The organism is Streptomyces sp. NPDC050509 (assembly GCF_044457965.1).
Lineage (GTDB): Bacteria > Actinomycetota > Actinomycetes > Streptomycetales > Streptomycetaceae > Streptomyces.
On the sequence record NZ_JBITHL010000009.1, the window covers coordinates 126,505 to 148,605 of the forward strand.

The window sequence follows — 22,101 nt, forward strand, 5'->3', positions numbered from 1 at the left end:
CCCCCCCACTCGGGGGACGGACCCGTTCTCCGTTCCACACGCCGCTGCCCGCCTCAGAGCGGCCGTAGCGCCGGCTCCTTCTTCACCGCTCCCAGGAGCCGGTCGAGCGCCAGCTCCACGTCTTCCTTCCAGGAGAGCGTGGTACGCAGCTCCAGCCGCAGCCGGGGGTATCTCGTGTGCGTGCGGACCGTCTTGAAGCCCACCGCGGTGAGATGGTCGGCGGGCAGCACACAGGACGGCTCCTTCCAGCGGCTGTCACCGAACGCCTCGATGGCCTTGAAGTCCCGACGCAGCAGATCCTTCGCCACGGTCTGCACCATCACCCGGCCCAGCCCCTGCCCCTGATAGCCGGGCATGACCCAGGCAGTCATCAACTGGACGGCGTCCGGGGAGACCGGGCTCGTCGGAAAGGCCAGGGAGCGCGGCACATAGGCGGGAGGCGCGTACAGGACGAAGCCGACCGGCAGATCATCGATGAAGGCGACCCGACCGCAGGATCCCCACTCCAGCAGAACGGCCGAGATCCACGCCTCTTTCTCCGTACCCGCCCGGCCCGCTCCTACCGCGGCTTCACCGCTGACCGGATCAAGTTCCCAGAAGACACACGTACGGCAGCGATGGGGGAGGTCCGAAAGGTTGTCCAGCGTGAGCGGTACGAGCCGACGCCCCATGGAGGCTGTTCCTCACTTCTTTCCCCTGCCGCGGCCCGAGCGCCCGTCAGTGCGCTCCGTTCCCGGAGCAGGCCGCCGACAAAGCCACCGAGCACGCCGAGTGCCATTCCGGCCGACATCAGTTGGCCGCGGCTCACCGATCGCATGGCCCTCGCTCTCCTTCTGAGGTGGATCAAGGTGGATGCGCCCTACCAGAACGCATCGTATCCACCCAGAGACAAGCCGGGACACCGCGGGATCGCAAAGGGCGGGCCGTGTTCCGGTCAGCGTGGAACACGGCCCGCCCCAGTGGTGCGGTGGAGCCTCAGCTCTCCTCGTCGTCCCCGGTGTTCTCGGCGAGCGCCTGGTCCAGGACGCGCCCCTCACCGGGGGCAAGAGTTCCGAGGATCCGGTCGAGATCGTCCATCGAGGCGAACTCGACGACGATCTTCCCCTTCTTCTGTCCCAGGTCGACCTTCACCCGGGTCTCGAAGCGGTCGGAGAGCCGCGACGCCAGATCGCCCAGCGCCGGCGACACCCGGGCACCGGCCCGCGGCCCCTTCGACTTGGGGGAGGTCTGAGGACGCGACCCCATCAGGGTCACGATCTCCTCGACCGCTCGTACGGAGAGCCCTTCGGCGACGATGCGGTGGGCCAGCCGGTCCTGCTCCTCGGAGTCGTCCACCGACAGCAGCGCCCTGGCGTGACCGGCGGAGAGCACTCCGGCCGCGACCCTGCGCTGCACCGGAGGGGACAGACGCAGCAGCCGCAACGTGTTGGAGACCTGCGGGCGCGAACGCCCGATCCGGTCGGCGAGCTGGTCGTGCGTGCAGTTGAAGTCCTTGAGCAACTGGTCGTAGGCCGCGGCCTCTTCCAGCGGGTTCAACTGGGCCCGGTGCAGGTTCTCCAGCAGTGCGTCCAGCAGCAGCTTCTCGTCGTCCGTGGCGCGGACGATCGCGGGGATGCGCTCCAGGCCGGCTTCCCGGCAGGCCCGCCAGCGCCGCTCGCCCATGATCAGCTCATAGCGCTCCGACCCCACCTGCCGTACGACGACGGGCTGGAGAAGCCCCACTTCCTTGATGGAAGTGACCAGCTCGGCGAGCGCGTCCTCGTCGAACACCTCGCGGGGCTGCCGGGGGTTCGGCGTGATCGAGTCGATCGGTACTTCGGCGAAGTGGGCTCCGGCCACGGCCTGCTCGGGCGCCGCCGCACGCTCCGGTACGACGGTCTCCGACTCCGGGGAGACGGTGGCCGTCGGCAGCGACGTCACCTTCGCGGCGGCCACCCCGCGCTCCGCCGTCATCACCGGGGCCCCGCCCGGAGAAACCGGGGCCACCGCGGGGGAGGTCACCGGCTGCTCCTGCGGAGCGGCGGGGATCAGTGCACCAAGCCCACGCCCCAATCCTCTACGTCGCTCGCTCACTGGATCCCCTCCGACATGCTCTGCTGGCTGTTCTGGATACTCACATGGGCCTGCTGGGCGTCATAGTGCACCCCCACCCCCCGCAGGGCGATCTCACGGGCGGCTTCGAGATACGAGAGGGATCCACTGGAACCCGGATCATAAGTCAGCACCGTCTGCCCGTAGCTCGGCGCCTCCGAGATACGGACGGACCGGGGAATGCTGGTCCGCAGCACCTCTTTGCCGAAGTGGCTGCGGACCTCGTCCGCCACCTGCGAGGCGAGACGTGTCCGGCCGTCGTACATGGTGAGCAGAATCGTCGAGACATGCAGCGTGGGGTTGAGGTGCGCCCGCACCAGATCGACGTTCCGCAGCAACTGACCCAGCCCTTCCAGCGCGTAGTACTCGCACTGAATGGGGATCAGAACCTCTGCTCCCGCGACCATCGCGTTGACGGTCAGCAGGCCGAGCGAGGGCGGGCAGTCGATGAGGATGTAGTCCAGCGGCTGCTCGTACGCCTCGATCGCCCGCTGCAGTCGGCTCTCCCGTGCCACCAGGGACACCAACTCGATCTCCGCACCGGCGAGATCGATGGTGGCCGGGGCACAGAAGAGACCTTCGACGTCCGGGACCGGCTGGACCACCTCGGAGAGCGGCTTGCTCTCCACCAGGACGTCATAGATCGAAGGAACTTCGGCGTGATGGTCGATCCCCAGCGCCGTGGAGGCGTTGCCCTGCGGATCGAGGTCGACCACCAGCACGCGCGCACCGTGGAGCGCGAGCGACGCGGCGAGGTTGACCGTGGTGGTGGTCTTGCCTACGCCACCCTTCTGGTTGGCGACGACCATGACACGTGTCTGTTCGGGGCGGGGCAGACCCTCGCCGGCCCGGCCCAGTGCCTCCACCGCCAGTTGGGCGGCGTGGCCGATGGGGGTGTCGTCCATCGGGGGCGGTGTTTCACGTGAAACATCCTCCCCCGGCGACTCGGTGCGGGGACCGGGGACCGGATCGGCCGTCGGTCCCGCGATGTTGGCGTCGGACCGCAAGGATTCACTCTCCTCGACTTCAGACTCGCAATGGACAGAGCCTGCCATGCTTTCGGGGTCGTGAACCAGCGAGGCCCGTGGATCTGTGGATGAATCCGCGTCTGTGGACAACCCCGTCCCCCGTACGAGGGGTTTTCGGCCGCGTGGTGTGGCGGCCTCGCGACCTCGGGTGATGATGCCCTGCAGCAGTGAGCGACGTTTCACGTGAAACACGATGCACGCGCTGCGGGGCTAGACCATCACGACACTCCGCAATGCATAGGTATGGCAGCTTGTATGGACCATCACTGATAGCCACAGAGGACTGTACGGCTCAACGGCGGCGCCGTGCACGGCCGGCCCGCGCGGCCTTGGCCCGCTTCGTCGCGAACCGCACACCGCCGGGGCTCTCCCCGACCTCCACCCGCACCACCGTGGCGAGCGGATCGACGATGCCCTCCCCGACCTGAAGCACGGAGGTCTCCACCACGCCGAGCTTGCTCAGCGCCGCACGGGCCCCGTTGATCTCCTCCTCGGCCGTGTCGCCCTTCAGCGCCAGCATCTCGCCGTAGGGGCGCAGCAGCGGCACCCCCCAGCCCGCCAGCCGGTCGAGCGGCGCCACCGCCCGCGCCGTCACCACATGGACCGGCTGGAGCGTGCCGAGGACCTCCTCGGCACGGCCGCGTACCACCGTCACATGGTCCAGGCCCAGCAGCTCGACCACTTCCTGGAGGAAGTTCGTCCGACGCAGCAGCGGCTCCAGCAGCGTGATCTTCAGGTCCGGCCGGACCAGCGCCAGCGGAATCCCGGGGAGACCCGCGCCCGAGCCGACATCGCAGACCATCACGTTCTCGGGCACGACCTCGGAGAGCACCGCACAGTTCAACATGTGCCGCTCCCACAGACGCGGCACCTCGCGGGGGCCGATCAGACCGCGCTTGACGCCCGCGTCCGCCAGCAGCTCCGCGTAGCGGACAGCCTCCGGAAAGAACTCACCGAACACAGTGCGCGCCTCGTCCGGTGCGGGGGGAAGCTCTGCTGCCTCCGTCACGGGAACCGTCCTTCCATACCGAACCACCCACCGGTGGCTGACTATCAGGCTGACAAAGATCGGCCCCGCCTGCGCGACAGGCGGGGCCGAATACGTTGAACCACTCAGGCAGGGAGCACCACGACGAAGCGCTCGGGCTCCTCGCCCTCGGACTCGCTGCGCAGACCGGCGGCGGCGACCGCGTCGTGCACGACCTTCCGCTCGAAGGGCGTCATCGGGCTCAGCTTCACCGGCTCACCGGTGCTCTTCACCTCGTCCGCCGCCTTGGCACCCAGCTCGGCCAGCTCGGTACGCTTCCTGGCCCGGAAGCCCGCGATGTCCAGCATGAGCCGGCTGCGGTCCCCGGTCTCCCGGTGGACAGCGAGCCGCGTCAGCTCCTGAAGTGCCTCCAGGACCTCGCCGTCGCGCCCCACCAGCTTCTGAAGATCCCCACCGGCCGCATCGCTGATGATCGAGACCGCGGCCCGGTCTGCCTCGACGTCCATGTCGATATCGCCGTCGAGATCGGCGATGTCGAGCAGGCCCTCAAGGTAGTCGGCCGCGATCTCCCCTTCCTGCTCCAGACGGGTCAGGGTGTCGCCCCCCTCAGGGGCGGCGGAGATGGTGCCTTCCGTCACGGGTGGACTCCTTCTTACTTCTTGGTCGGGTGCTTGGGCCGCTGCTGACCCTTGCGCTGTCCGGACTTGGCCTTCTGGCGTGTGGCGCCGCCGGCGGGCTTGCCCGACGGCTTGGACGTGGTGTCCTGCGGCTCGTCCTTCTTCTGCAACGAGGTCTTCGGCTGCGGCTCGTCCGGCTCGGCGTCATCGGACGCCGGCTTGTCCGTACCGGCCTGGGTCGCGGCGGCCTGCCGCTGTGCCTTGGTCTGGCGCTTGGGCTGCTGGCGCCTGGCCGCGGCACCCGCCTCGGCCTCGGCGGCGGCGGTGTCGCTCTTGTCGACCGTGCCGTCGGGCTGCGCGGCCAGACCCGACTTGCCCAGGCCCACGACGAACTTGCGCTCGTTGTCGTTGCGGTCCGGGCCCTTGGCCACGATCGCCTGCACGACGGAACGCTTGCGACGGGACCGCACCTCGCCGTGCGCGGTGATGCTCTTCAGCAGACGCTGCAGGTACTGGTCCTGCGCCTTGCTGCCCGGGGTGGGGTTCTGGTTGATCACGTACATCTGCTGGCCCATGGTCCACACGTTGGTGGTCAGCCAGTAGACGAGCACACCGACGGGGAAGTTCACGCCGGTGACGGCGAAGATCAGGGGGAAGATGTACATCAGCATCTTCTGCTGCTGCATGTACGGCGTCTTGACCGTCAGGTCGACGTTCTTCGTCATGAGCTGGCGCTGCGTGTAGAACTGCGACGCCGACATCAGGATGATCATAATGGCGGTGACGATCCGTACATCGGTCAGCGACGCGTTGAGCGACGCGACCTTCTCGCTGCTGTCCAGGAACTTGGCGGCCAGCGGGGCACCGAAGATGTGCGCCTGCCGGGCGCTGTCCAGCAGCTCCTGGTTGATCACGCCGATGGTCTTGCCGCTCGCGATGCTGGAGAGCACGTGGTACAGCGCGAAGAAGAACGGGGACTGCGCCAGGATGGGCAGACACGAGGAGAGCGGGTTCGTACCCGTCTCCTTGTACAGCTTCATCATCTCTTCGGACTGACGCTGTTTGTCGTTCTTGTAGCGCTCCTGGATCGCCTTCATCTTCGGCTGGAGCACCTGCATGTTCCGCGTCGACTTGATCTGCTTCACGAAGAGCGGGATCAGGCAGATACGGATCAACACCACCAGGGACACGATGGACAGTCCCCAGGCCCAGCCCGTGTCGGGGCCGAAAATCATCCCGTACAGCGAGTGGAACTGGACGATGACCCAGGAAACTGGTGTGGTGATAAAACTGAACAGACTGGCAATCGTGTCCACTAATCAGGCTCCTTGAGCTTTGGGCGAGGTCTCTGCGGCCGGGCTGGGGGTGTCGGGGGCCGATCCCCCGGAAGGCACGTCAGCAGCGGGCCGCCCGCCCTTACCGCCGCGCCACGCGTTGCGCAGCAGTTCATGCCATCGCGGCCGTTTACGCGGCGGGACATGGTCCACACCGCCCGGCGACCACGGATTGCACCGCAGAATGCGCCAGGCGGTCAGCGCCGTGCCCTTCACCGCGCCATGGCGGTCGATGGCCGTATATCCGTAGTGCGAACACGACGGGTAGTACCGGCAGACAGGCCCGAGGAGCGGGCTGATCGTCCACTGGTACAGCTTGATCAGAGCCAGCAGCGGGTACTTCATCGCGCGCCCCCTCCCAGCAGCCGCCGGAGAGCGGCGTCCAGGTCTCGGGCCAGCAGTGCATGATCGGCGTCGCCTGATCCGGGCAGCGCCCGTACGACCACCAGGCTACCGGGGGGCAGCGTGGAGAGGCGGTCGCGTATGAGATGGCGCAGGCGCCGCTTCACGCGGTTCCGTACGACCGCGCCGCCCACCGCTTTGCTTACGACGAAACCCGCACGCACCGGGGAAGCGCTCTCCCCAGGCGCGTGCGGGTCCGTTGAACCGCTGTTCAGATGGACGACAAGAAGCGGGCGTCCAGCCCGGCGTCCTCGTCGTACCGCGGTCGCGAAGTCCTCGCGCCGCCTCAGCCGATTCTCGGTAGGCAGCACGTCATGACCTGTTTGTCAGCAGGCGATCAGGCGGACAGACGGGCGCGACCCTTGCTGCGGCGAGTCGCGAGAATCGCGCGGCCGGCACGGGTACGCATCCGCAGCCGGAACCCGTGGGTCTTGGCGCGACGGCGGTTGTTCGGCTGGAAGGTGCGCTTGCTCACTCGGGGGCTCCAGAAAATGATGTGTGGATGGCGGGACATCGCCTGGCTGTCACCGTGCGCCCACGAGAGGCTGAGAAGCTCGCGTTCACGCCCGAGTGCACCGCTTCACAACCACAGATCGTGATCTTTGCCCATCGGAGGCAGGCGGCAGCAGCCATCGACAACTCGACCTGGTCACGGTACGCGCGGCTACGCCATCCGGTCAAACCAGCTCGGTGCCGGACTCCATTGTGCACAGGCTGTGGACAACAACTTGAACCGCGCGGGTCGCCCTGACTACCTTGGCGGAGACCGCTCCCTATGCGCCGGTCGGTCTTCACCCCGGCTTTCCCCGCCGGCCTTCCCACCCCGTCCCGAGAAGCACACATTCGTGGGACCAGCGAGAGAGCGTGCCTTGTGGCTGATGTACCTGCCGATCTTGCCGCAGTGTGGCCACGAGTGCTGGAGCAGCTCCTCAGGGAGGGCCAGCAGGGCGTAGAGCCCAAGGACAAACAGTGGATCGAACGGTGCCAGCCACTGGCCCTGGTCGCGGACACCGCGCTGCTCGCCGTCCCCAATGAATGGGGCAAGCGCGTCCTGGAGGGGCGACTCGCCCCCCTCATCAGCGAGACCCTGAGCCACGAGTGCGGCCGGCCCATCCGGATCGCGATCACCGTCGACGACTCGGCGGGTGAGCCCACCCCGCCGGCCCCGCCCGTACCCCAGCAGCACCGCTACCAGGGCCCGCTCCACGACGAACCGCGGCAGGACGACGCGTACGACGGCTACGGGCACCGCCCTGCCGACGACGGCATGCCGTCCGTGCGCCCCGCCTACCCGGACTACCAGCAGCAGCGCCCCGCCCCCGGGGCCTGGCCGCATTCCCAGGAGGACCTGTCCTGGCAGCCCCGTCTCGGCGGGTACCAGGACCGCGACCCCTACGCCACCGCCCGGCCGCAGCAACACGACTACCGGCAGCCCCAGGGCCAGGACCGGTCCCCGTACGAGCACCCCACCAACCAGCACGACCAGCGCGACCACCACTCACGCCACGACCGTCACGACCTCCAGGAGCCGCCCGCGCCGCGGCACGGCGGCGGGCAGAGCGTGGGCCGCGCGCGCGCCGGGGCGCCGGGACCGCTGGGCGCCCAGCCCGCCCCTGCGCCGGGCCCCGGCGAGCCGCAGGCCCGGCTCAACCCCAAGTACCTCTTCGACACCTTCGTCATCGGCGCGTCCAACCGCTTCGCGCATGCGGCGGCGGTCGCCGTCGCCGAGGCGCCCGCCAAGGCGTACAACCCGCTCTTCATCTACGGCGAATCCGGACTCGGCAAGACGCACCTGCTCCACGCCATCGGGCATTACGCGCGCAGCCTCTACCCCGGTACGCGGGTGCGGTACGTCAGCTCCGAGGAGTTCACGAACGAGTTCATCAACTCGATCAGGGACGGTAAGGGCGACACCTTCCGCAAGCGCTACCGCGATGTCGACATCCTCCTTGTCGACGACATCCAGTTCCTGGCGTCCAAGGAGTCGACGCAGGAGGAGTTCTTCCACACGTTCAACACGCTCCACAACGCCAACAAACAGATCGTGCTCTCCTCGGACCGGCCCCCCAAGCAACTGATCACGCTGGAGGACCGGCTGCGCAACCGCTTCGAGTGGGGACTGACCACGGACGTCCAGCCGCCGGAGCTGGAGACCCGTATCGCGATCCTCCGTAAGAAGGCGGTCCAGGAGCAGCTCAACGCGCCGCCCGAGGTGCTGGAGTTCATCGCCTCGCGGATCTCGCGCAACATCCGCGAGCTGGAGGGCGCCCTCATCCGGGTCACCGCGTTCGCCTCGCTCAACCGGCAGCCGGTGGACCTCGGGCTCACCGAGATCGTGCTGAAGGACCTCATCCCCGGCAGCGAGGACGCGGCCCCGGAGATCACCGCGACCAACATCATGGCGGCGACCGCCGACTACTTCGGGCTGTCGGTGGACGACCTCTGCGGCTCCTCACGGAGCCGGGTGCTCGTGACGGCGCGGCAGATCGCGATGTACCTCTGCCGTGAGCTGACCGATCTCTCGCTGCCGAAGATCGGCGCCCAGTTCGGCGGACGCGACCACACGACGGTGATGCACGCGGACCGGAAGATCCGCGCGCTGATGGCCGAGCGCCGCTCCATCTACAACCAGGTGACGGAACTCACCAACCGCATCAAGAACGGCTGAGACCGCCCCACCCGTCGCGGGACGGTGCGAGAGAGCGGCCTGACAGCGCTCACGAGGGCGTCCGGGACCCCGTCCGACACGGTCCTGGGCGCCCTTTGGCCGTCCCGGAGGGCTCGCGGCGCCTCCTCCGGCGTGTCGCCGGACGGTCTCGCTGTTCGAATACGCGGCGGTGCGGAGGTCTTCTCCACAGATTCGGGCAGAATCTTCCGTCCACAGCCTGGGGACCCAGGAGTTGTCCCGATCGTGTCCACAGGGGAGGCCACCGACCGGACATCGCTCCAGGTCAGGAGGGTGTGGATTTGTGGTTGACGCCGCTCCACAGGCTGTGGACGGAAATTTCGTCCACAGGGCGTCCGAGATCTTGTCCACCGACGGCCCACAGGCAACCGTTCGTCGCCCACAGCTTCTCCACAGCCCTGTCCACTGTTCGGCAACGAAACCCCCGGGGTCGCTGAGTCGAGTGAAAGGCGTCACACCAAGGAGGTCGGTTGGGCTGTGGGGAACATGGGTAAAACTGGGGACGCGGCTGGGGAGAAGTCACGGTGTCCTGTGCATGGGGTGTGCAGAACTTTCGTCCGTCCACAGAAGAGCCGAGTTCTCCACGGCTCCGCCCACAAGCGCGGTGGATAAAAAAACGGGCTTGACCTGCGCATAAGGCGTTATCCACGGTTTCCACAGGGCCTACTACTACTACCCCTGAGAGTTAGCCAGGAGTCCGCTTCGAAGCAGGGCCTGTGCACAACTTCGCGGCCGACCATCCGGAACGTCTCGCCTCGACTTGACCCGCGACAGCACCGAGTGTCGGTGCCGTAGGTCAGACTGGTCCCCGGCATCACAGCCGACGACGAAGGCCAGCAGGGCGAGCGAGCAACAGCAGGAGGCGGTTCCGGTGAAGATCCGGGTGGAGCGCGATGTACTCGCGGAGGCGGTGGCCTGGGTGGCCCGTAGCCTTCCGGCCCGTCCGCCGGCACCGGTACTCGCGGGCCTTCTGCTGAAGGCGGAGGACGGCGCTCTCAGCTTCTCCAGCTTCGACTACGAGGTCTCGGCGCGGGTCTCGGTGGACGCGGAGGTGGAGGAGGACGGCACCGTCCTCGTCTCCGGCCGGCTGCTCGCCGACATCTGCCGCGCCCTCCCCAACCGTCCGGTGGAGATCTCCACAGACGGTGTACGGGCGACCGTCGTCTGCGGCTCCTCGCGGTTCACGCTCCACACCCTCCCTGTGGAGGAGTACCCGGCGCTGCCGCAGATGCCGACGGCCACCGGCACCGTTCCCGGTGAGGTCTTCGCCTCCGCCGCCTCCCAGGTCGCCATCGCCGCGGGCCGCGACGACACGCTGCCCGTGCTCACCGGCGTACGGATCGAGATCGAGGGCGACACGGTCACCCTGGCCTCGACCGACCGCTACCGCTTCGCGGTCCGTGAGTTCCTGTGGAAGCCCGAGGCGCCGGACATCTCCGCGGTCGCCCTGGTGCCCGCCAAGACGCTGCTGGACACCGCCAAGGCGCTCACGAACGGCGACACGGTCACGCTGGCGCTCTCCGGCTCCGGCGCGGGCGAGGGTCTGATCGGCTTCGAGGGCGCGGGACGCCGTACGACGACCCGCCTTCTTGAGGGCGATCTGCCGAAGTACCGCACGCTCTTCCCGACCGAGTTCAACTCGGTCGCGGTGATCGAGACCGCCCCGTTCGTCGAGGCCGTCAAGCGCGTGGCCCTGGTCGCGGAGCGGAACACCCCCGTACGGCTCAGCTTCGAGCAGGGCGTTCTCATCCTGGAGGCGGGTTCCAGCGACGACGCACAGGCTGTGGAGCGGGTCGACGCGCAGCTCGACGGCGACGACATCTCGATCGCCTTCAACCCGACCTTCCTGCTGGACGGTCTGAGCGCGATCGACTCCCCGGTGGCCCAGCTCTCCTTCACGACGTCCACGAAGCCGGCACTGCTGAGCGGCCGTCCGGCCGTCGACGCGGAGGCGGACGAGGCGTACAAGTACCTGATCATGCCGGTACGCCTGAGCGGCTGACCCCACAGGTGAGTGGCCGGGTCCGGGCGTAGGCTCGGACCCGGGTACGAATCGCCTCAACGCTTAAGGAACGCCTGATGGAGCTCGGTCTTGTGGGTCTCGGCAAGATGGGCGGCAACATGCGCGAGCGCATCCGCCGTGCCGGCCACACCGTTATCGGATACGACCGCAACCCGGACCTCGCGGACGTCCACAGCCTCAAGGAGCTGGTTGACCGGCTCAAGGGTCCGCGCGTCGTGTGGGTGATGGTCCCCGCGGGAGCCGCGACCCAGGCGACGATCGACGAGCTGGCCGAGCTGCTGTCCCCCGGCGATGTCGTGGTCGACGGCGGGAACTCCCGCTGGACCGACGACGAGAAGCACGCGGTCGAGCTGGGCATCAAGGGCATCGGCTTCCTCGACTGCGGTGTCTCCGGCGGCGTCTGGGGCCTCGACAACGGTTATGCGCTGATGTACGGCGGTGCCCCGGAGCATGTGGCGAAGGTCGAGCCGATCTTCGACGCGCTCAAGCCCGAGGGGAACTTCGGCTCCGTGCACGCCGGCAAGGTCGGCGCGGGCCACTTCGCCAAGATGGTTCACAACGGCATCGAGTACGCCATGATGCAGGCGTACGCCGAGGGCTGGGAGCTGCTGGAGAAGGTCGACTCGGTCACCGACGTCCGTGAGGTCTTCCGCTCCTGGCAGGAGGGCACGGTCATCCGTTCCTGGCTGCTGGACCTGGCGGTCAATGCGCTGGACGAGGACGAGCACCTGGACCAGCTCCGGGGGTACGCGGAGGACTCGGGCGAGGGCCGGTGGACGGTCGAGGCGGCCATCAACCACGCGGTGCCGCTGCCCGCGATCACCGCGTCGCTCTTCGCGCGGTTCGCCTCCCGCCAGGAGGACTCGCCGCAGATGAAGATGGTCTCGGCGCTGCGCAACCAGTTCGGCGGCCATGCCGTCGAGTCGGCCGACGACAAGTAGTGACATCGGGGGAGGTCCGCGCACAGCCATGCATGTGACGCATCTGTCGCTGGCCGACTTCCGGTCGTACGCCCGGGTGGAGGTGCCCCTCGACCCGGGCGTCACCGCGTTCGTGGGGGCGAACGGGCAGGGCAAGACGAATCTGGTCGAGGCGGTCGGTTATCTGGCGACGCTCGGCAGCCACCGGGTCTCGTCGGACGCGCCGCTGGTCCGGATGGGCGCCGAGCGCGCGGTGATCCGGGCGGCGGTCACGCAGGGCGAGCGCTCCCAGCTCGTGGAGCTCGAACTGAACCCCGGCCGGGCCAACCGGGCGCGTATCAACCGTTCGTCGCAGGTCAAGCCGCGTGACGTGGTCGGGATCGTACGGACGGTGCTGTTCGCGCCGGAGGATCTGGCGCTGGTGAAGGGCGATCCGGGCGAGCGCCGCCGGTTCCTGGACGAGCTGATCACCGCGCGGTCGCCGCGGATGGCGGGGGTGCGGTCGGACTACGACCGGGTGCTCCGTCAGCGGAACACGCTGCTGAAGTCGGCGGCGATGGCGCGGCGGCACGGTGGGCGTGGCATGGACCTGTCCACGCTGGACGTCTGGGACCAGCATCTCGCGCGCGCCGGGGCGGAGTTGCTGGCGCAGCGGGTCGATCTGATCGCCACGTTGCAGCCGCTGACGGACAAGGCGTACGAGCAGTTGGCGCCGGGCGGCGGGCCGGTGACGCTGGAGTACCGTTCCTCCGCCGGTGGCCCCGGCGGTGACGAGGCCGCGGGCCCCCCGGGCCCGGGTGAGCCGGCCGCCGGGTCCTCGCGCGACGAGCTGTACGCGCATCTGCTGGCGGCGCTGGCCGAGGTGCGCAAACAGGAGATCGAGCGGGGTGTGACGCTGGTCGGCCCGCACCGGGACGATCTGGTGCTGAAGCTGGGCCGGCTGCCGGCGAAGGGGTACGCGAGCCACGGCGAGTCCTGGTCGTACGCGCTGGCGCTGCGGCTGGCCTCGTACGATCTGCTGCGCGCCGAGGGCAATGAGCCGGTGCTGGTGCTGGACGACGTGTTCGCCGAGCTGGACGCGCGGCGCCGGGAGCGGCTGGCCGAGCTGGTGGCTCCGGGGGAGCAGGTGCTGGTGACGGCGGCGGTGGACGACGATGTGCCGGGTGTGCTGGCCGGGGCGCGGTTCATGGTGGCCGAGGGTGCGGTGGAGCGCGTATGAGTCCGTCCGGAACGCTGGGGTTCCCGGGGACACCGGAGCCGGGAGCCGGGCCCGGGGCCGCTTCCGGGGCCGGTCCTTCGGTGCCGTCGTCATCCGGGGCTTCGGGGTCGGTGCCCGAGCCGTCCGGGGTGGATCTGGCCCGGGTCGCGCTGCGTGCGGCGAAGGAGCAGGCCCGCGCCCGGGGCAATGCCGTCCAGCAGAAGAAGCAGGCCAGGCGGGGCGGCGGGCTGCGGTCCGGCGCGCGGGCCGACGGGCGTGATCCGCTGCCGCTGGGCGCCGCGATCAACCGGCTGATCATGGAGCGGGGCTGGGAGACCCCGGCCGCCGTGGGCGGGGTGATGGGCCGCTGGCCGCAGATCGTCGGGGAGGACCTGGCGAAGCACTGTGTGCCGCAGCGTTACGACGACGCCGAGGACGCGCGGGTGCTGACCGTGCAGTGCGATTCGACGGTGTGGGCGACGCAGCTCCGGCTGCTGGCGCCGCGCCTGGTGGCCCGGCTGAACGAGGACCTGGGGCACGGCACGGTGCGGATGATCAAGGTGCTGGGGCCGGGGGGCCCGCCGCAGCGGTACGGCCGTCTCCGGGCGCCGGGGAGCACGGGGCCCGGCGACACGTACGGCTGAGAAGGCCGAGAGGGCCGGGAAGGCCGAGAGGGCCGAGGCGACCGGGAGGACCGAGCCCGTCGCCCTCCTGTCCCCCTCCCCTGCCCCTCCCGTGTCCCGCGCCTCGTACGTCCCCGTCCCTCCGTCCCCGTACCTTCCCGGTGCCCGTACGCGGCACCGTTCCTCCTCACGAGCCGTCCTTCTTACGGGGGACGGCTCGTCCCGTTCCGTACCGTCCCGATGGCGCTGTGACCTGGGGAAGCGCCTGGGGAGATTGAGGTGTCCCTCACCGTAGCGGGAGGTTGACAGGCCGAAGCGCTCAACGCCGGTGTGAGCCTCTTGGAGCCCCTTCCCGAATATGGGGAGTCGGAGGCTGCTCATCCAGGGCGGCACATGCGGACTCAGGTACCGGCAAACCCCCATTCGGGTCGGCGCTACCGGTAGACTGATGGAAAATCCCGCGCTGCTTGCGGGGGACTGTCAACAGATGCTGACACAAGCCGAACGACGCAGCCGCTCCCGCTTGCTCGGAGGACGGCCTGTGCTGTGCCAGAAAGGGCGCTTCGTGGCCGATTCCGGCAACCCCAATGAGAAGACCCCGTCCGTCGCCACTGGCGAGCACGGCGAGGTAACCGCCGCGTACGACGCCAGTGCCATCACCGTCCTCGAGGGCCTGGACGCGGTCCGCAAGCGGCCCGGCATGTACATCGGCTCGACCGGTGAGCGCGGGCTCCACCACCTCGTGCAGGAAGTCGTCGACAACGCCGTCGACGAGGCGATGGCCGGTCACGCGGACACGATCGACGTCACGATCCTCGCCGACGGCGGGGTCCGGGTGATCGACAACGGCCGCGGGATCCCGGTGGGCATCGTTCCGTCCGAGAACAAGCCGGCCGTCGAGGTCGTGATGACAGTGCTGCACGCGGGCGGCAAGTTCGGCGGCGGCGGGTACGCCGTCTCCGGCGGTCTGCACGGCGTGGGCGTCTCCGTCGTCAACGCGCTGTCGACGAAGGTCTCGGTCGAGGTCAAGACGGACGGTTACCGCTGGACGCAGGACTACAAGCTCGGTGTGCCCACGGCGCCGCTGGCCCGTAACGAGGAGACGCCGGACTCCGGTACGTCGGTGACGTTCTGGGCCGACCCGGATGTCTTCGAGACGACGGACTACTCCTTCGAGACGCTGTCGCGGCGCTTCCAGGAGATGGCCTTCCTCAACAAGGGCCTGACGCTGACCCTGACGGACGAGCGCGAGTCGGCGAAGGCCGTCGTGGGCGCGGATGTCGCGGGTACGGACGCGGTGGAGAGCCCGGGCGAGGAGCCGCCGGCGCGTACGGTGACGTACTTCTACGAGGGCGGCATCGTCGACTTCGTGAAGTACCTCAACTCGCGCAAGGGCGAGCTGATCCACCCGACGGTCATCGGCATCGAGGCCGAGGACAAGGAGCGGCTGCTCTCGGTCGAGATCGCGATGCAGTGGAACGCGCAGTACAGCGAGGGTGTGTACTCCTTCGCGAACACGATCCACACGCATGAGGGCGGTACGCACGAGGAGGGCTTCCGCGCGGCGATGACCGGTCTGGTCAACCGCTACGCGCGCGAGAAGAAGTTCCTGCGGGAGAAGGACGACAATCTCGCGGGCGAGGACATCCGCGAGGGTCTGACCGCGATCATCTCGGTGAAGCTGGGCGAGCCGCAGTTCGAGGGTCAGACGAAGACGAAGCTGGGCAACACGGAGGCGAAGACCTTCGTCCAGAAGATCGTGCACGAGCACCTGACGGACTGGTTCGACCGTAATCCGAACGAGGCCGCGGACATCATCCGCAAGTCGATCCAGGCCGCCACGGCCCGGGTCGCGGCCCGTAAGGCGCGGGATCTGACCCGTCGCAAGGGGCTGCTGGAGAGCGCGTCCCTGCCGGGCAAGCTGAGCGACTGCCAGTCGAACGACCCGTCGAAGTGCGAGATCTTCATCGTCGAGGGTGACTCCGCCGGTGGTTCCGCGAAGTCGGGCCGTAACCCGATGTACCAGGCGATCCTGCCGATCCGCGGCAAGATCCTGAACGTCGAGAAGGCGCGGATCGACAAGATCCTCCAGAACACCGAGGTGCAGGCGCTGATCTCGGCGTTCGGCACGGGGGTGCACGAGGACTTCGACATCGAGAAGCTCCGCTATCACAAGATCATTCTGATGGCGGACGCCGACGTCGACGGCCAGCACATCAACACGCTGCTGCTGACGTTCCTGTTCCGTTTCATGCGTCCCCTGGTCGAGGCCGGGCACGTCTACCTCTCCCGCCCGCCGCTCTACAAGATCAAGTGGGGCCGGGACGACTTCGAGTACGCCTACTCCGACCGGGAGCGCGACGCGCTGGTCGAGCTGGGCAAGCAGAACGGGAAGCGGATCAAGGAGGACTCGATCCAGCGCTTCAAGGGTCTGGGCGAGATGAACGCCGAGGAGCTGCGGATCACCACGATGGACGTCGACCACCGGGTGCTCGGCCAGGTCACGCTGGACGACGCGGCCCAGGCCGACGATCTGTTCTCGGTGCTGATGGGCGAGGACGTCGAGGCGCGGCGGTCCTTCATCCAGCGCAATGCCAAGGACGTCCGCTTCCTCGACATCTAGTCGGTCACTGCTGACGGATTCGACAAGGCCGAAAGGAACACTGACCAGCAATGGCCGACGAGAACACCCCCGCAACACCTGACAACGCCGACGGCTCCGAGAACTCCGGCGTCCCCGGCACCCCCGGGACCCCTGTGGTCCAGGAGGTGGTCGAGGCGGTCGAGGGACTGGCGATGCGCGTAGAGCCCGTGGGGCTCGAAACGGAGATGCAGCGCTCGTACCTCGACTACGCGATGTCCGTCATCGTGTCGCGCGCGCTGCCGGACGTACGGGACGGCCTCAAGCCCGTGCACCGGCGTGTGCTGTACGCGATGTACGACGGCGGTTACCGGCCCGAGAAGGGCTTCTACAAGTGCGCCCGCGTCGTCGGTGACGTGATGGGTACGTACCACCCGCACGGCGACTCCTCGATCTACGACGCGCTGGTCCGCCTCGCGCAGCCGTGGTCGATGCGGATGCCGCTGGTGGACTCCAACGGCAACTTCGGTTCGCCGGGCAACGACCCGGCCGCCGCCATGCGGTACACCGAGTGCAAGCTGATGCCGCTGTCGATGGAGATGCTCCGGGACATCGACGAGGAGACCGTCGACTTCACGGACAACTACGACGGCCGCAACCAGGAGCCGACGGTGCTGCCGGCGCGGTTCCCGAACCTTCTGATCAACGGTTCGGCGGGTATCGCCGTCGGTATGGCCACCAACATCCCGCCGCACAATCTGCGGGAGGTCGCGGCCGGCGCGATGTGGGCGCTGGAGCACCCGGACGCCTCGCACGAGGAACTGCTGGACGCGCTGATCGAGCGGATCAAGGGTCCCGACTTCCCGTCGGGCGCGCTGGTCGTGGGCCGTAAGGGCATCGAGGAGGCGTACCGTACGGGCCGCGGCTCGATCACGATGCGCGCGGTGGTCGAGGTCGAGGAGATCCAGAACCGCCAGTGCCTGGTGGTCACGGAGCTGCCGTACCAGACCAACCCGGACAATCTCGCTCAGAAGATTGCCGACCTGGTCAAGGACGGGAAGATCGGCGGTATCGCCGATGTCCGTGACGAGACGTCCTCCCGTACGGGGCAGCGCCTGGTCGTCGTCCTGAAGCGGGACGCGGTCGCCAAGGTCGTGCTGAACAACCTGTACAAGCACACCGATCTCCAGTCCAACTTCAGCGCGAACATGCTGGCGCTGGTGGACGGGGTGCCGCGCACGCTATCGCTCGACGCGTTCATCCGGCACTGGGTGACGCACCAGATCGAGGTCATCGTCCGGCGTACGAAGTACCGGCTGCGCAAGGCGGAGGAGCGGGCGCACATCCTGCGCGGTCTGCTCAAGGCGCTCGACGCGATCGACGAGGTCATCGCGCTGATCCGGCGCAGCGACACGGTCGAGATCGCGCGTGAGGGCCTGATGGGGCTGCTCACGATCGACGAGATCCAGGCGAACGCGATCCTGGAGATGCAGCTCCGCCGGCTGGCGGCCCTGGAGCGGCAGAAGATCGTCGCGGAGCACGACGAGCTCCAGGTGAAGATCAACGAGTACAACTCGATCCTGGCGTCGCCGGAGAAGCAGCGCACCATCGTGCGCGAGGAACTGTCCGTCATCGTCGACAAGTTCGGTGACGACCGACGCTCCAAGCTGGTCCCCTTCGACGGTGACATGTCCATGGAGGACTTGATCGCGGAGGAGGACATCGTCGTCACCATCACGCGTGGCGGCTATGTGAAGCGTACGAAGACGGACGACTACCGCTCGCAGAAGCGCGGCGGTAAGGGCGTACGCGGGACGAAGCTCAAGGAAGACGACATCGTCGACCACTTCTTCGTCTCCACGACCCACCACTGGCTGCTGTTCTTCACGAACAAGGGCCGGGTCTACCGGGCCAAGGCGTACGAGCTCCCCGACGTCGGCCGGGACGCGCGGGGTCAGCATGTGGCCAATCTGCTGGCATTCCAGCCGGACGAGCAGATCGCCGAGATCCTCGCGATCCGCGACTACGAGGCCGTGCCGTATCTCGTTCTCGCAACAAAGGCGGGGCTGGTCAAGAAGACCCCGCTCAAGGATTACGACTCTCCGCGGTCGGGTGGTGTCATCGCGATCAACCTGCGGGAGACGGACGCGGGCGCGGACGACGAGCTGATCGGCGCCGAGCTGGTGTCGGCGGAGGACGATCTGCTGCTCATCAGCAGGAAGGCGCAGTCGATCCGGTTCACCGCGACGGACGACGCGCTGCGGCCGATGGGCCGTGCCACGTCCGGGGTCAAGGGGATGAGTTTCCGCGAGGGCGACGAGCTCCTCTCGATGAATGTCGTCCGGCCCGGTACGTTCGTCTTCACTGCCACGGACGGCGGATACGCGAAGCGGACCGCTGTTGACGACTACCGCGTCCAGGGCCGTGGCGGCCTCGGCATCAAGGCCGCCAAGATCGTGGAGGACCGCGGGTCGCTCGTCGGCGCGTTGGTGGTCGAGGAGACTGATGAGATCCTTGCCATCACCCTCGGCGGTGGTGTGATTCGCACGCGAGTCAACGAAGTCAGGGAGACGGGCCGTGACACCATGGGCGTCCAACTGATCAACCTGGGCAAGCGTGATGCCGTCGTGGGTATCGCGCGTAACGCCGAGGCGGGCCGTGAGGCTGAAGAGGTCGACGGGACCGATGACCCGGGGACCGATGAGGCCGGTACGGCCGAGGTCGCCGGGGGCAGCAAGCCTCCGGCCGGGGAGCACGAGGAGTAAGCGTGAGTGGAGCCACGGGCGCCGGATCGGCCGCTTCCGGAGCGAACGGTGCCCGTGGCCCTGCCACGGACTCCCAGGGGGTTACGGTGACCGACACCCGGGGGAACAAGCCCCCGTACGAGACCTATGGCGCTGGGCAGCCGCAGCCGGCCGCTCAGCCGTACCACCCGCCGCAGGCGTATCCCTCTCCCGGCGGCGGAGCCACTCAAGCCGGAAAGGGATCCATGCCGGCCGGACAGCAGGGCCAACAGGGAGCTTCCGTGACATCTGCCCCTTCCGCCACCGGGACCGCCGGGTCCTCCGGTGGCGGCGGATCCGCCACACCGACGGGACCGGCCGCCGCAGCCGCGGCGGTGCGTCTGCCGAGGACGGGCGCGCGGACCACGCCCCGTACCCGCAAAGCGCGACTGCGGGTCTCCAAGGCCGACCCGTGGTCGGTGATGAAGGTCAGCTTCCTCCTCTCCATCGCGCTCGGCGTCTGCACGATCGTGGCGGCGGCGGTGCTGTGGATGGTCATGGACGCCATGGGCGTCTTCTCGACCGTCGGCGGGACGATCAGCGAGGCCACGGGGTCCAACGAGAGCAACGGGTTCGATCTCCAGTCGTTCCTGTCGCTGCCGCGGGTGCTCGTCTTCACGTCGGTCATCGCGGTGATCGACGTGGTGCTGGCGACCGCGCTGGCCACGCTCGGGGCCTTCATCTACAACCTCTCCGCGGGCTTCGTGGGCGGCGTCGAGCTGACGCTCGCCGAGGACGAGTGAGGACCGGGTATCGATTTTGGGGCTGGCCCTGAAGTGCGCTAATCTTCAGGGGCAGCGCGGGGCTATAGCTCAGTTGGTTAGAGCGCATCCCTGATAAGGATGAGGCCACAGGTTCAAATCCTGTTAGCCCCACCGCGAGTATCGGCCCGTACGGATCACCTCCGTACGGGCCGATTGCATTGCGCCGGTCGCGCGCGACCGGCGCAATCGGTCCGGCTGCCTTTCGCGCGGCTCATTGCGTACGTGTCCGCCGGTTGAGCGACCGTTCTTTTACTGTCGGTGTCCGGCCGTGAAGAAGGCGGGAGTTGGGGTGCGGACAGGTCACCGATCGATATCGATCGGTGTGTATAGTCGGGCGCCAGAAGTCCCCTACGTCAAGGAAAGACGAGGTCGCGCGGTGAAGAAGCTTCTCTTGGTCGCACTGGCTGCCATCGGCGGGCTCCTCGTGTACCGCCAGATCCAGGCGGACCGCGCCGAGCAGGATCTGTGGACGGAGGCGACCGACTCCGTGCCCGCAGGTTCGGGTGTGTGAGTCGCAGCAGTCCTGATGCGAGCCCCGGTCGCTGAGCGGCCGGGGCTTCGTGCTGCCCGGGGCCTGGTGGCGTACGTGGTCCGCTGCCGGTCGCCCTGGGGGTTCGTACCGCCTGTCGCCCTGGGCCTCGTACCGTCCGGGCAGACAGGGGCGCGGCTGCCGGGGCAGGATGGAGCCTCGCAGACGGAACGTGGCAGCGGGCACAGGCAGGGGGAGAAGCGCGTGAACGGGCAGCGCAGCAGGGGCCGGGTGGCGTCGGCCGCGACATCGGTGATGTGCGTGGCGGCGGCCGTGAGCGCGGTCGCCGCGCTGCCGGGGCAGGCGTGGGCGGCGGGCGAGCCGGCTCCGTACGCCTTCGCGCCCGACGCGCGGCAGATCACCGGCGCGGCGACCACGAGCGAGGCGAAGACGCTGGACACCGGCGCCGTCTACCGCGACGCGATCAAACCGGGCGGGAAGCGCGTCTACCGGCTGGACCTGACGAAGAATACGAGCGACTACGTCTCCGCGGTCGCCGTGCCCGGGCCCGGTACGAAGGTCGCCTTCGGGGACAAGATCGAGGTGTCGTTCCAGAACCGCGAGGGTACCGACTGCAGTTCGAACTACTCGAACTTCGGTACGCAGGGCGAGTTCGCCCGGCCGCTCGCCGCCTACGCCTACCGGGTGGTCAAGGAAGGCTCGTCCACCTGCCAGGAGTCCGGGCCGTACTACGTCGTCATCGAGCGGACCAGTGAGAAGACCTCCTCGGCCACGCCGTGGGAGCTGGAGATCCGCCATGTCACCGAACCGGGGCTCAAGGAGACCGGGCCGACCGAGGCGCCCTCGCAGTGGCCGAGCGCCTCCCCCGAGCCGGTCGCGGGCGCCGTGCGCGAGCGGGCGGGCGGCAACGGCTTCACCGACGCCAAGGGGCTGGAGTCGGGCGAGTGGACGACGAAGATCGAGCCGGGGGCGAGCCTCTTCTACCGGGTGCCCGTCGACTGGGGGCAGCAGCTCTTCGCCAGCGCCGACCTCGGCAGCTCGGACGGGGACGGGTTCGTGGGCGGCGCCCTCGGGGTGTCCCTGTACAACCCGGCGCTCGGGTACGTGGACGGCAGCAGCTCGGTCTCGTACGACGGCAAGCAGAAGACGACCGCCCTCGACCCGCTGCCGCCGGTGGCGTACGAGAACCGCTTCGGATACAGCTCCGGCGACCAGGACATGCGGTTCGCGGGCTGGTACTACCTGCGGATCAGCCTCAACCCGGAGGTCGGCAGGACGTTCGGCCAGAAGCCGTACGGGCTGACGCTGCGGGTCGACGTCAAGGGCACGCCGAAGACCGGGCCGGGATACGACGGGCCCGCCGGCCTGTTCAGCGTGACCGACGACGACCGGGACGCGGCCTCGGCCGGCCAGGCCCCGACGGACGCGGCCAGGAGCGACACGATGGCGCTGGTCGCGGCGGGCGGGATCGGCACGGGCACGGTGCTGGTGCTCGGACTCGGCGTGTGGACGCTGCTCGCGCGGCGGGGCGGGGCGGGCGGCGGCCGGGACGGGGCCGTACAGGGGGCGTGAC

Annotated in this window: 19 protein-coding genes and 1 tRNA gene; 11 read left to right on the forward strand and 9 right to left on the reverse strand. The window is 68.5% G+C overall.

Annotation, left to right across the window (positions count from 1 at the left end; translation table 11 throughout):
- Positions 1 to 53: 53 nt before the first annotated feature.
- From ACIBJC_RS25525 to rpmH, 9 genes are all read right to left on the reverse strand, one after another.
- A complete protein-coding gene (locus ACIBJC_RS25525; RefSeq protein ID WP_399296241.1) occupies positions 54 to 671 on the reverse strand; it encodes a GNAT family N-acetyltransferase in 618 nt (205 codons plus the stop codon).
- Between the two features lie 304 nt (positions 672 to 975).
- Entirely contained in the window at positions 976 to 2,073 is a 1,098-nt protein-coding gene (locus ACIBJC_RS25530; protein WP_399296242.1) for a ParB/RepB/Spo0J family partition protein, read from the reverse strand.
- The gene (locus ACIBJC_RS25535) at positions 2,070 to 3,146 is read right to left on the reverse strand and encodes a ParA family protein (protein ID WP_399296244.1); all 1,077 of its coding nucleotides are present in this window, start codon (positions 3,144 to 3,146) and stop codon (positions 2,070 to 2,072) included. The genes ACIBJC_RS25530 and ACIBJC_RS25535 overlap by 4 nt, the downstream gene beginning before the upstream one ends.
- A gap of 265 nt (positions 3,147 to 3,411) precedes the next feature.
- Positions 3,412 to 4,128 (reverse strand): 16S rRNA (guanine(527)-N(7))-methyltransferase RsmG, encoded by a 717-nt coding sequence (gene rsmG, locus ACIBJC_RS25540; protein ID WP_329822812.1) that lies wholly within the window; start codon positions 4,126 to 4,128, stop codon positions 3,412 to 3,414.
- Positions 4,129 to 4,232: 104 nt separating this feature from the next.
- A complete protein-coding gene (locus ACIBJC_RS25545; protein WP_329822811.1) occupies positions 4,233 to 4,745 on the reverse strand; it encodes a R3H domain-containing nucleic acid-binding protein in 513 nt (170 codons plus the stop codon).
- A 14-nt stretch (positions 4,746 to 4,759) separates the two neighbouring features.
- The gene (gene yidC / locus ACIBJC_RS25550; RefSeq protein WP_399296247.1) at positions 4,760 to 6,040 is read right to left on the reverse strand and encodes a membrane protein insertase YidC; all 1,281 of its coding nucleotides are present in this window, start codon (positions 6,038 to 6,040) and stop codon (positions 4,760 to 4,762) included.
- Between the two features lie 3 nt (positions 6,041 to 6,043).
- Positions 6,044 to 6,403, reverse strand: coding sequence for a membrane protein insertion efficiency factor YidD (gene yidD / locus ACIBJC_RS25555; protein WP_384916027.1), 360 nt, complete (start codon positions 6,401 to 6,403; stop codon positions 6,044 to 6,046).
- On the reverse strand, positions 6,400 to 6,771 hold the full coding sequence (rnpA, locus tag ACIBJC_RS25560) for a ribonuclease P protein component (protein WP_329822808.1): 372 nt from the start codon (positions 6,769 to 6,771) through the stop codon (positions 6,400 to 6,402). The genes yidD and rnpA overlap by 4 nt, the downstream gene beginning before the upstream one ends.
- A gap of 26 nt (positions 6,772 to 6,797) precedes the next feature.
- Positions 6,798 to 6,935, reverse strand: a complete 138-nt coding sequence (gene rpmH, locus ACIBJC_RS25565) for a 50S ribosomal protein L34 (protein ID WP_003975051.1) — start codon at positions 6,933 to 6,935, stop codon at positions 6,798 to 6,800.
- Between the two features lie 396 nt (positions 6,936 to 7,331).
- Between rpmH and dnaA the strand changes: the two genes are divergently transcribed.
- The 11 genes from dnaA (at position 7,332) to ACIBJC_RS25620 (ending at position 22,100) form a co-directional block, all read left to right on the forward strand.
- Complete coding sequence (gene dnaA, locus ACIBJC_RS25570; RefSeq protein ID WP_399296250.1) at positions 7,332 to 9,128, forward strand: chromosomal replication initiator protein DnaA; 1,797 nt, start codon at positions 7,332 to 7,334, stop codon at positions 9,126 to 9,128.
- An 889-nt stretch (positions 9,129 to 10,017) separates the two neighbouring features.
- Positions 10,018 to 11,148, forward strand: coding sequence for a DNA polymerase III subunit beta (gene dnaN, locus ACIBJC_RS25575; RefSeq protein ID WP_329822806.1), 1,131 nt, complete (start codon positions 10,018 to 10,020; stop codon positions 11,146 to 11,148).
- A gap of 77 nt (positions 11,149 to 11,225) precedes the next feature.
- Complete coding sequence (gene gnd, locus ACIBJC_RS25580) at positions 11,226 to 12,110, forward strand: phosphogluconate dehydrogenase (NAD(+)-dependent, decarboxylating) (protein ID WP_399296252.1); 885 nt, start codon at positions 11,226 to 11,228, stop codon at positions 12,108 to 12,110.
- A gap of 28 nt (positions 12,111 to 12,138) precedes the next feature.
- Positions 12,139 to 13,308 (forward strand): DNA replication/repair protein RecF, encoded by a 1,170-nt coding sequence (gene recF / locus ACIBJC_RS25585; protein WP_399296254.1) that lies wholly within the window; start codon positions 12,139 to 12,141, stop codon positions 13,306 to 13,308.
- Positions 13,305 to 13,931, forward strand: a complete 627-nt coding sequence (locus tag ACIBJC_RS25590) for a DUF721 domain-containing protein (protein ID WP_399296256.1) — start codon at positions 13,305 to 13,307, stop codon at positions 13,929 to 13,931. Before recF ends, ACIBJC_RS25590 begins: the two co-directional genes overlap by 4 nt.
- Before the next feature lie 520 nt (positions 13,932 to 14,451).
- Positions 14,452 to 16,533 (forward strand): DNA topoisomerase (ATP-hydrolyzing) subunit B, encoded by a 2,082-nt coding sequence (gene gyrB, locus ACIBJC_RS25595; RefSeq protein WP_399296257.1) that lies wholly within the window; start codon positions 14,452 to 14,454, stop codon positions 16,531 to 16,533.
- Between the two features lie 50 nt (positions 16,534 to 16,583).
- Entirely contained in the window at positions 16,584 to 19,256 is a 2,673-nt protein-coding gene (gene gyrA, locus ACIBJC_RS25600) for a DNA gyrase subunit A (RefSeq protein WP_399296259.1), read from the forward strand.
- Between the two features lie 86 nt (positions 19,257 to 19,342).
- A complete protein-coding gene (locus ACIBJC_RS25605; RefSeq protein ID WP_399296261.1) occupies positions 19,343 to 20,017 on the forward strand; it encodes a DUF3566 domain-containing protein in 675 nt (224 codons plus the stop codon).
- A 58-nt stretch (positions 20,018 to 20,075) separates the two neighbouring features.
- A tRNA-Ile gene (locus tag ACIBJC_RS25610) sits at positions 20,076 to 20,149 on the forward strand.
- A 265-nt stretch (positions 20,150 to 20,414) separates the two neighbouring features.
- Positions 20,415 to 20,549, forward strand: coding sequence for a DLW-39 family protein (locus ACIBJC_RS25615; RefSeq protein WP_003958712.1), 135 nt, complete (start codon positions 20,415 to 20,417; stop codon positions 20,547 to 20,549).
- Positions 20,550 to 20,771: 222 nt separating this feature from the next.
- Positions 20,772 to 22,100, forward strand: coding sequence for a hypothetical protein (locus ACIBJC_RS25620; protein WP_399296262.1), 1,329 nt, complete (start codon positions 20,772 to 20,774; stop codon positions 22,098 to 22,100).
- The last annotated feature ends 1 nt before the right edge of the window (position 22,101 follow it).

What these genes read in the sequence shown, in the direction of transcription:
- ACIBJC_RS25525 (WP_399296241.1), bottom strand. Translation starts at nt 671, where the DNA reads ATGGGGCGTCGGCTCGTACCGCTCACGCTGGACAACCTTTCGGACCTC.
- ACIBJC_RS25535 (WP_399296244.1), bottom strand. Translation starts at nt 3,146, where the DNA reads ATGGCAGGCTCTGTCCATTGCGAGTCTGAAGTCGAGGAGAGTGAATCC.
- yidD (WP_384916027.1), bottom strand. Translation starts at nt 6,403, where the DNA reads ATGAAGTACCCGCTGCTGGCTCTGATCAAGCTGTACCAGTGGACGATC.
- gnd (WP_399296252.1), top strand. Translation starts at nt 11,226, where the DNA reads ATGGAGCTCGGTCTTGTGGGTCTCGGCAAGATGGGCGGCAACATGCGC.
- recF (WP_399296254.1), top strand. Translation starts at nt 12,139, where the DNA reads ATGCATGTGACGCATCTGTCGCTGGCCGACTTCCGGTCGTACGCCCGG.
- ACIBJC_RS25590 (WP_399296256.1), top strand. Translation starts at nt 13,305, where the DNA reads ATGAGTCCGTCCGGAACGCTGGGGTTCCCGGGGACACCGGAGCCGGGA.
- gyrA (WP_399296259.1), top strand. Translation starts at nt 16,584, where the DNA reads ATGGCCGACGAGAACACCCCCGCAACACCTGACAACGCCGACGGCTCC.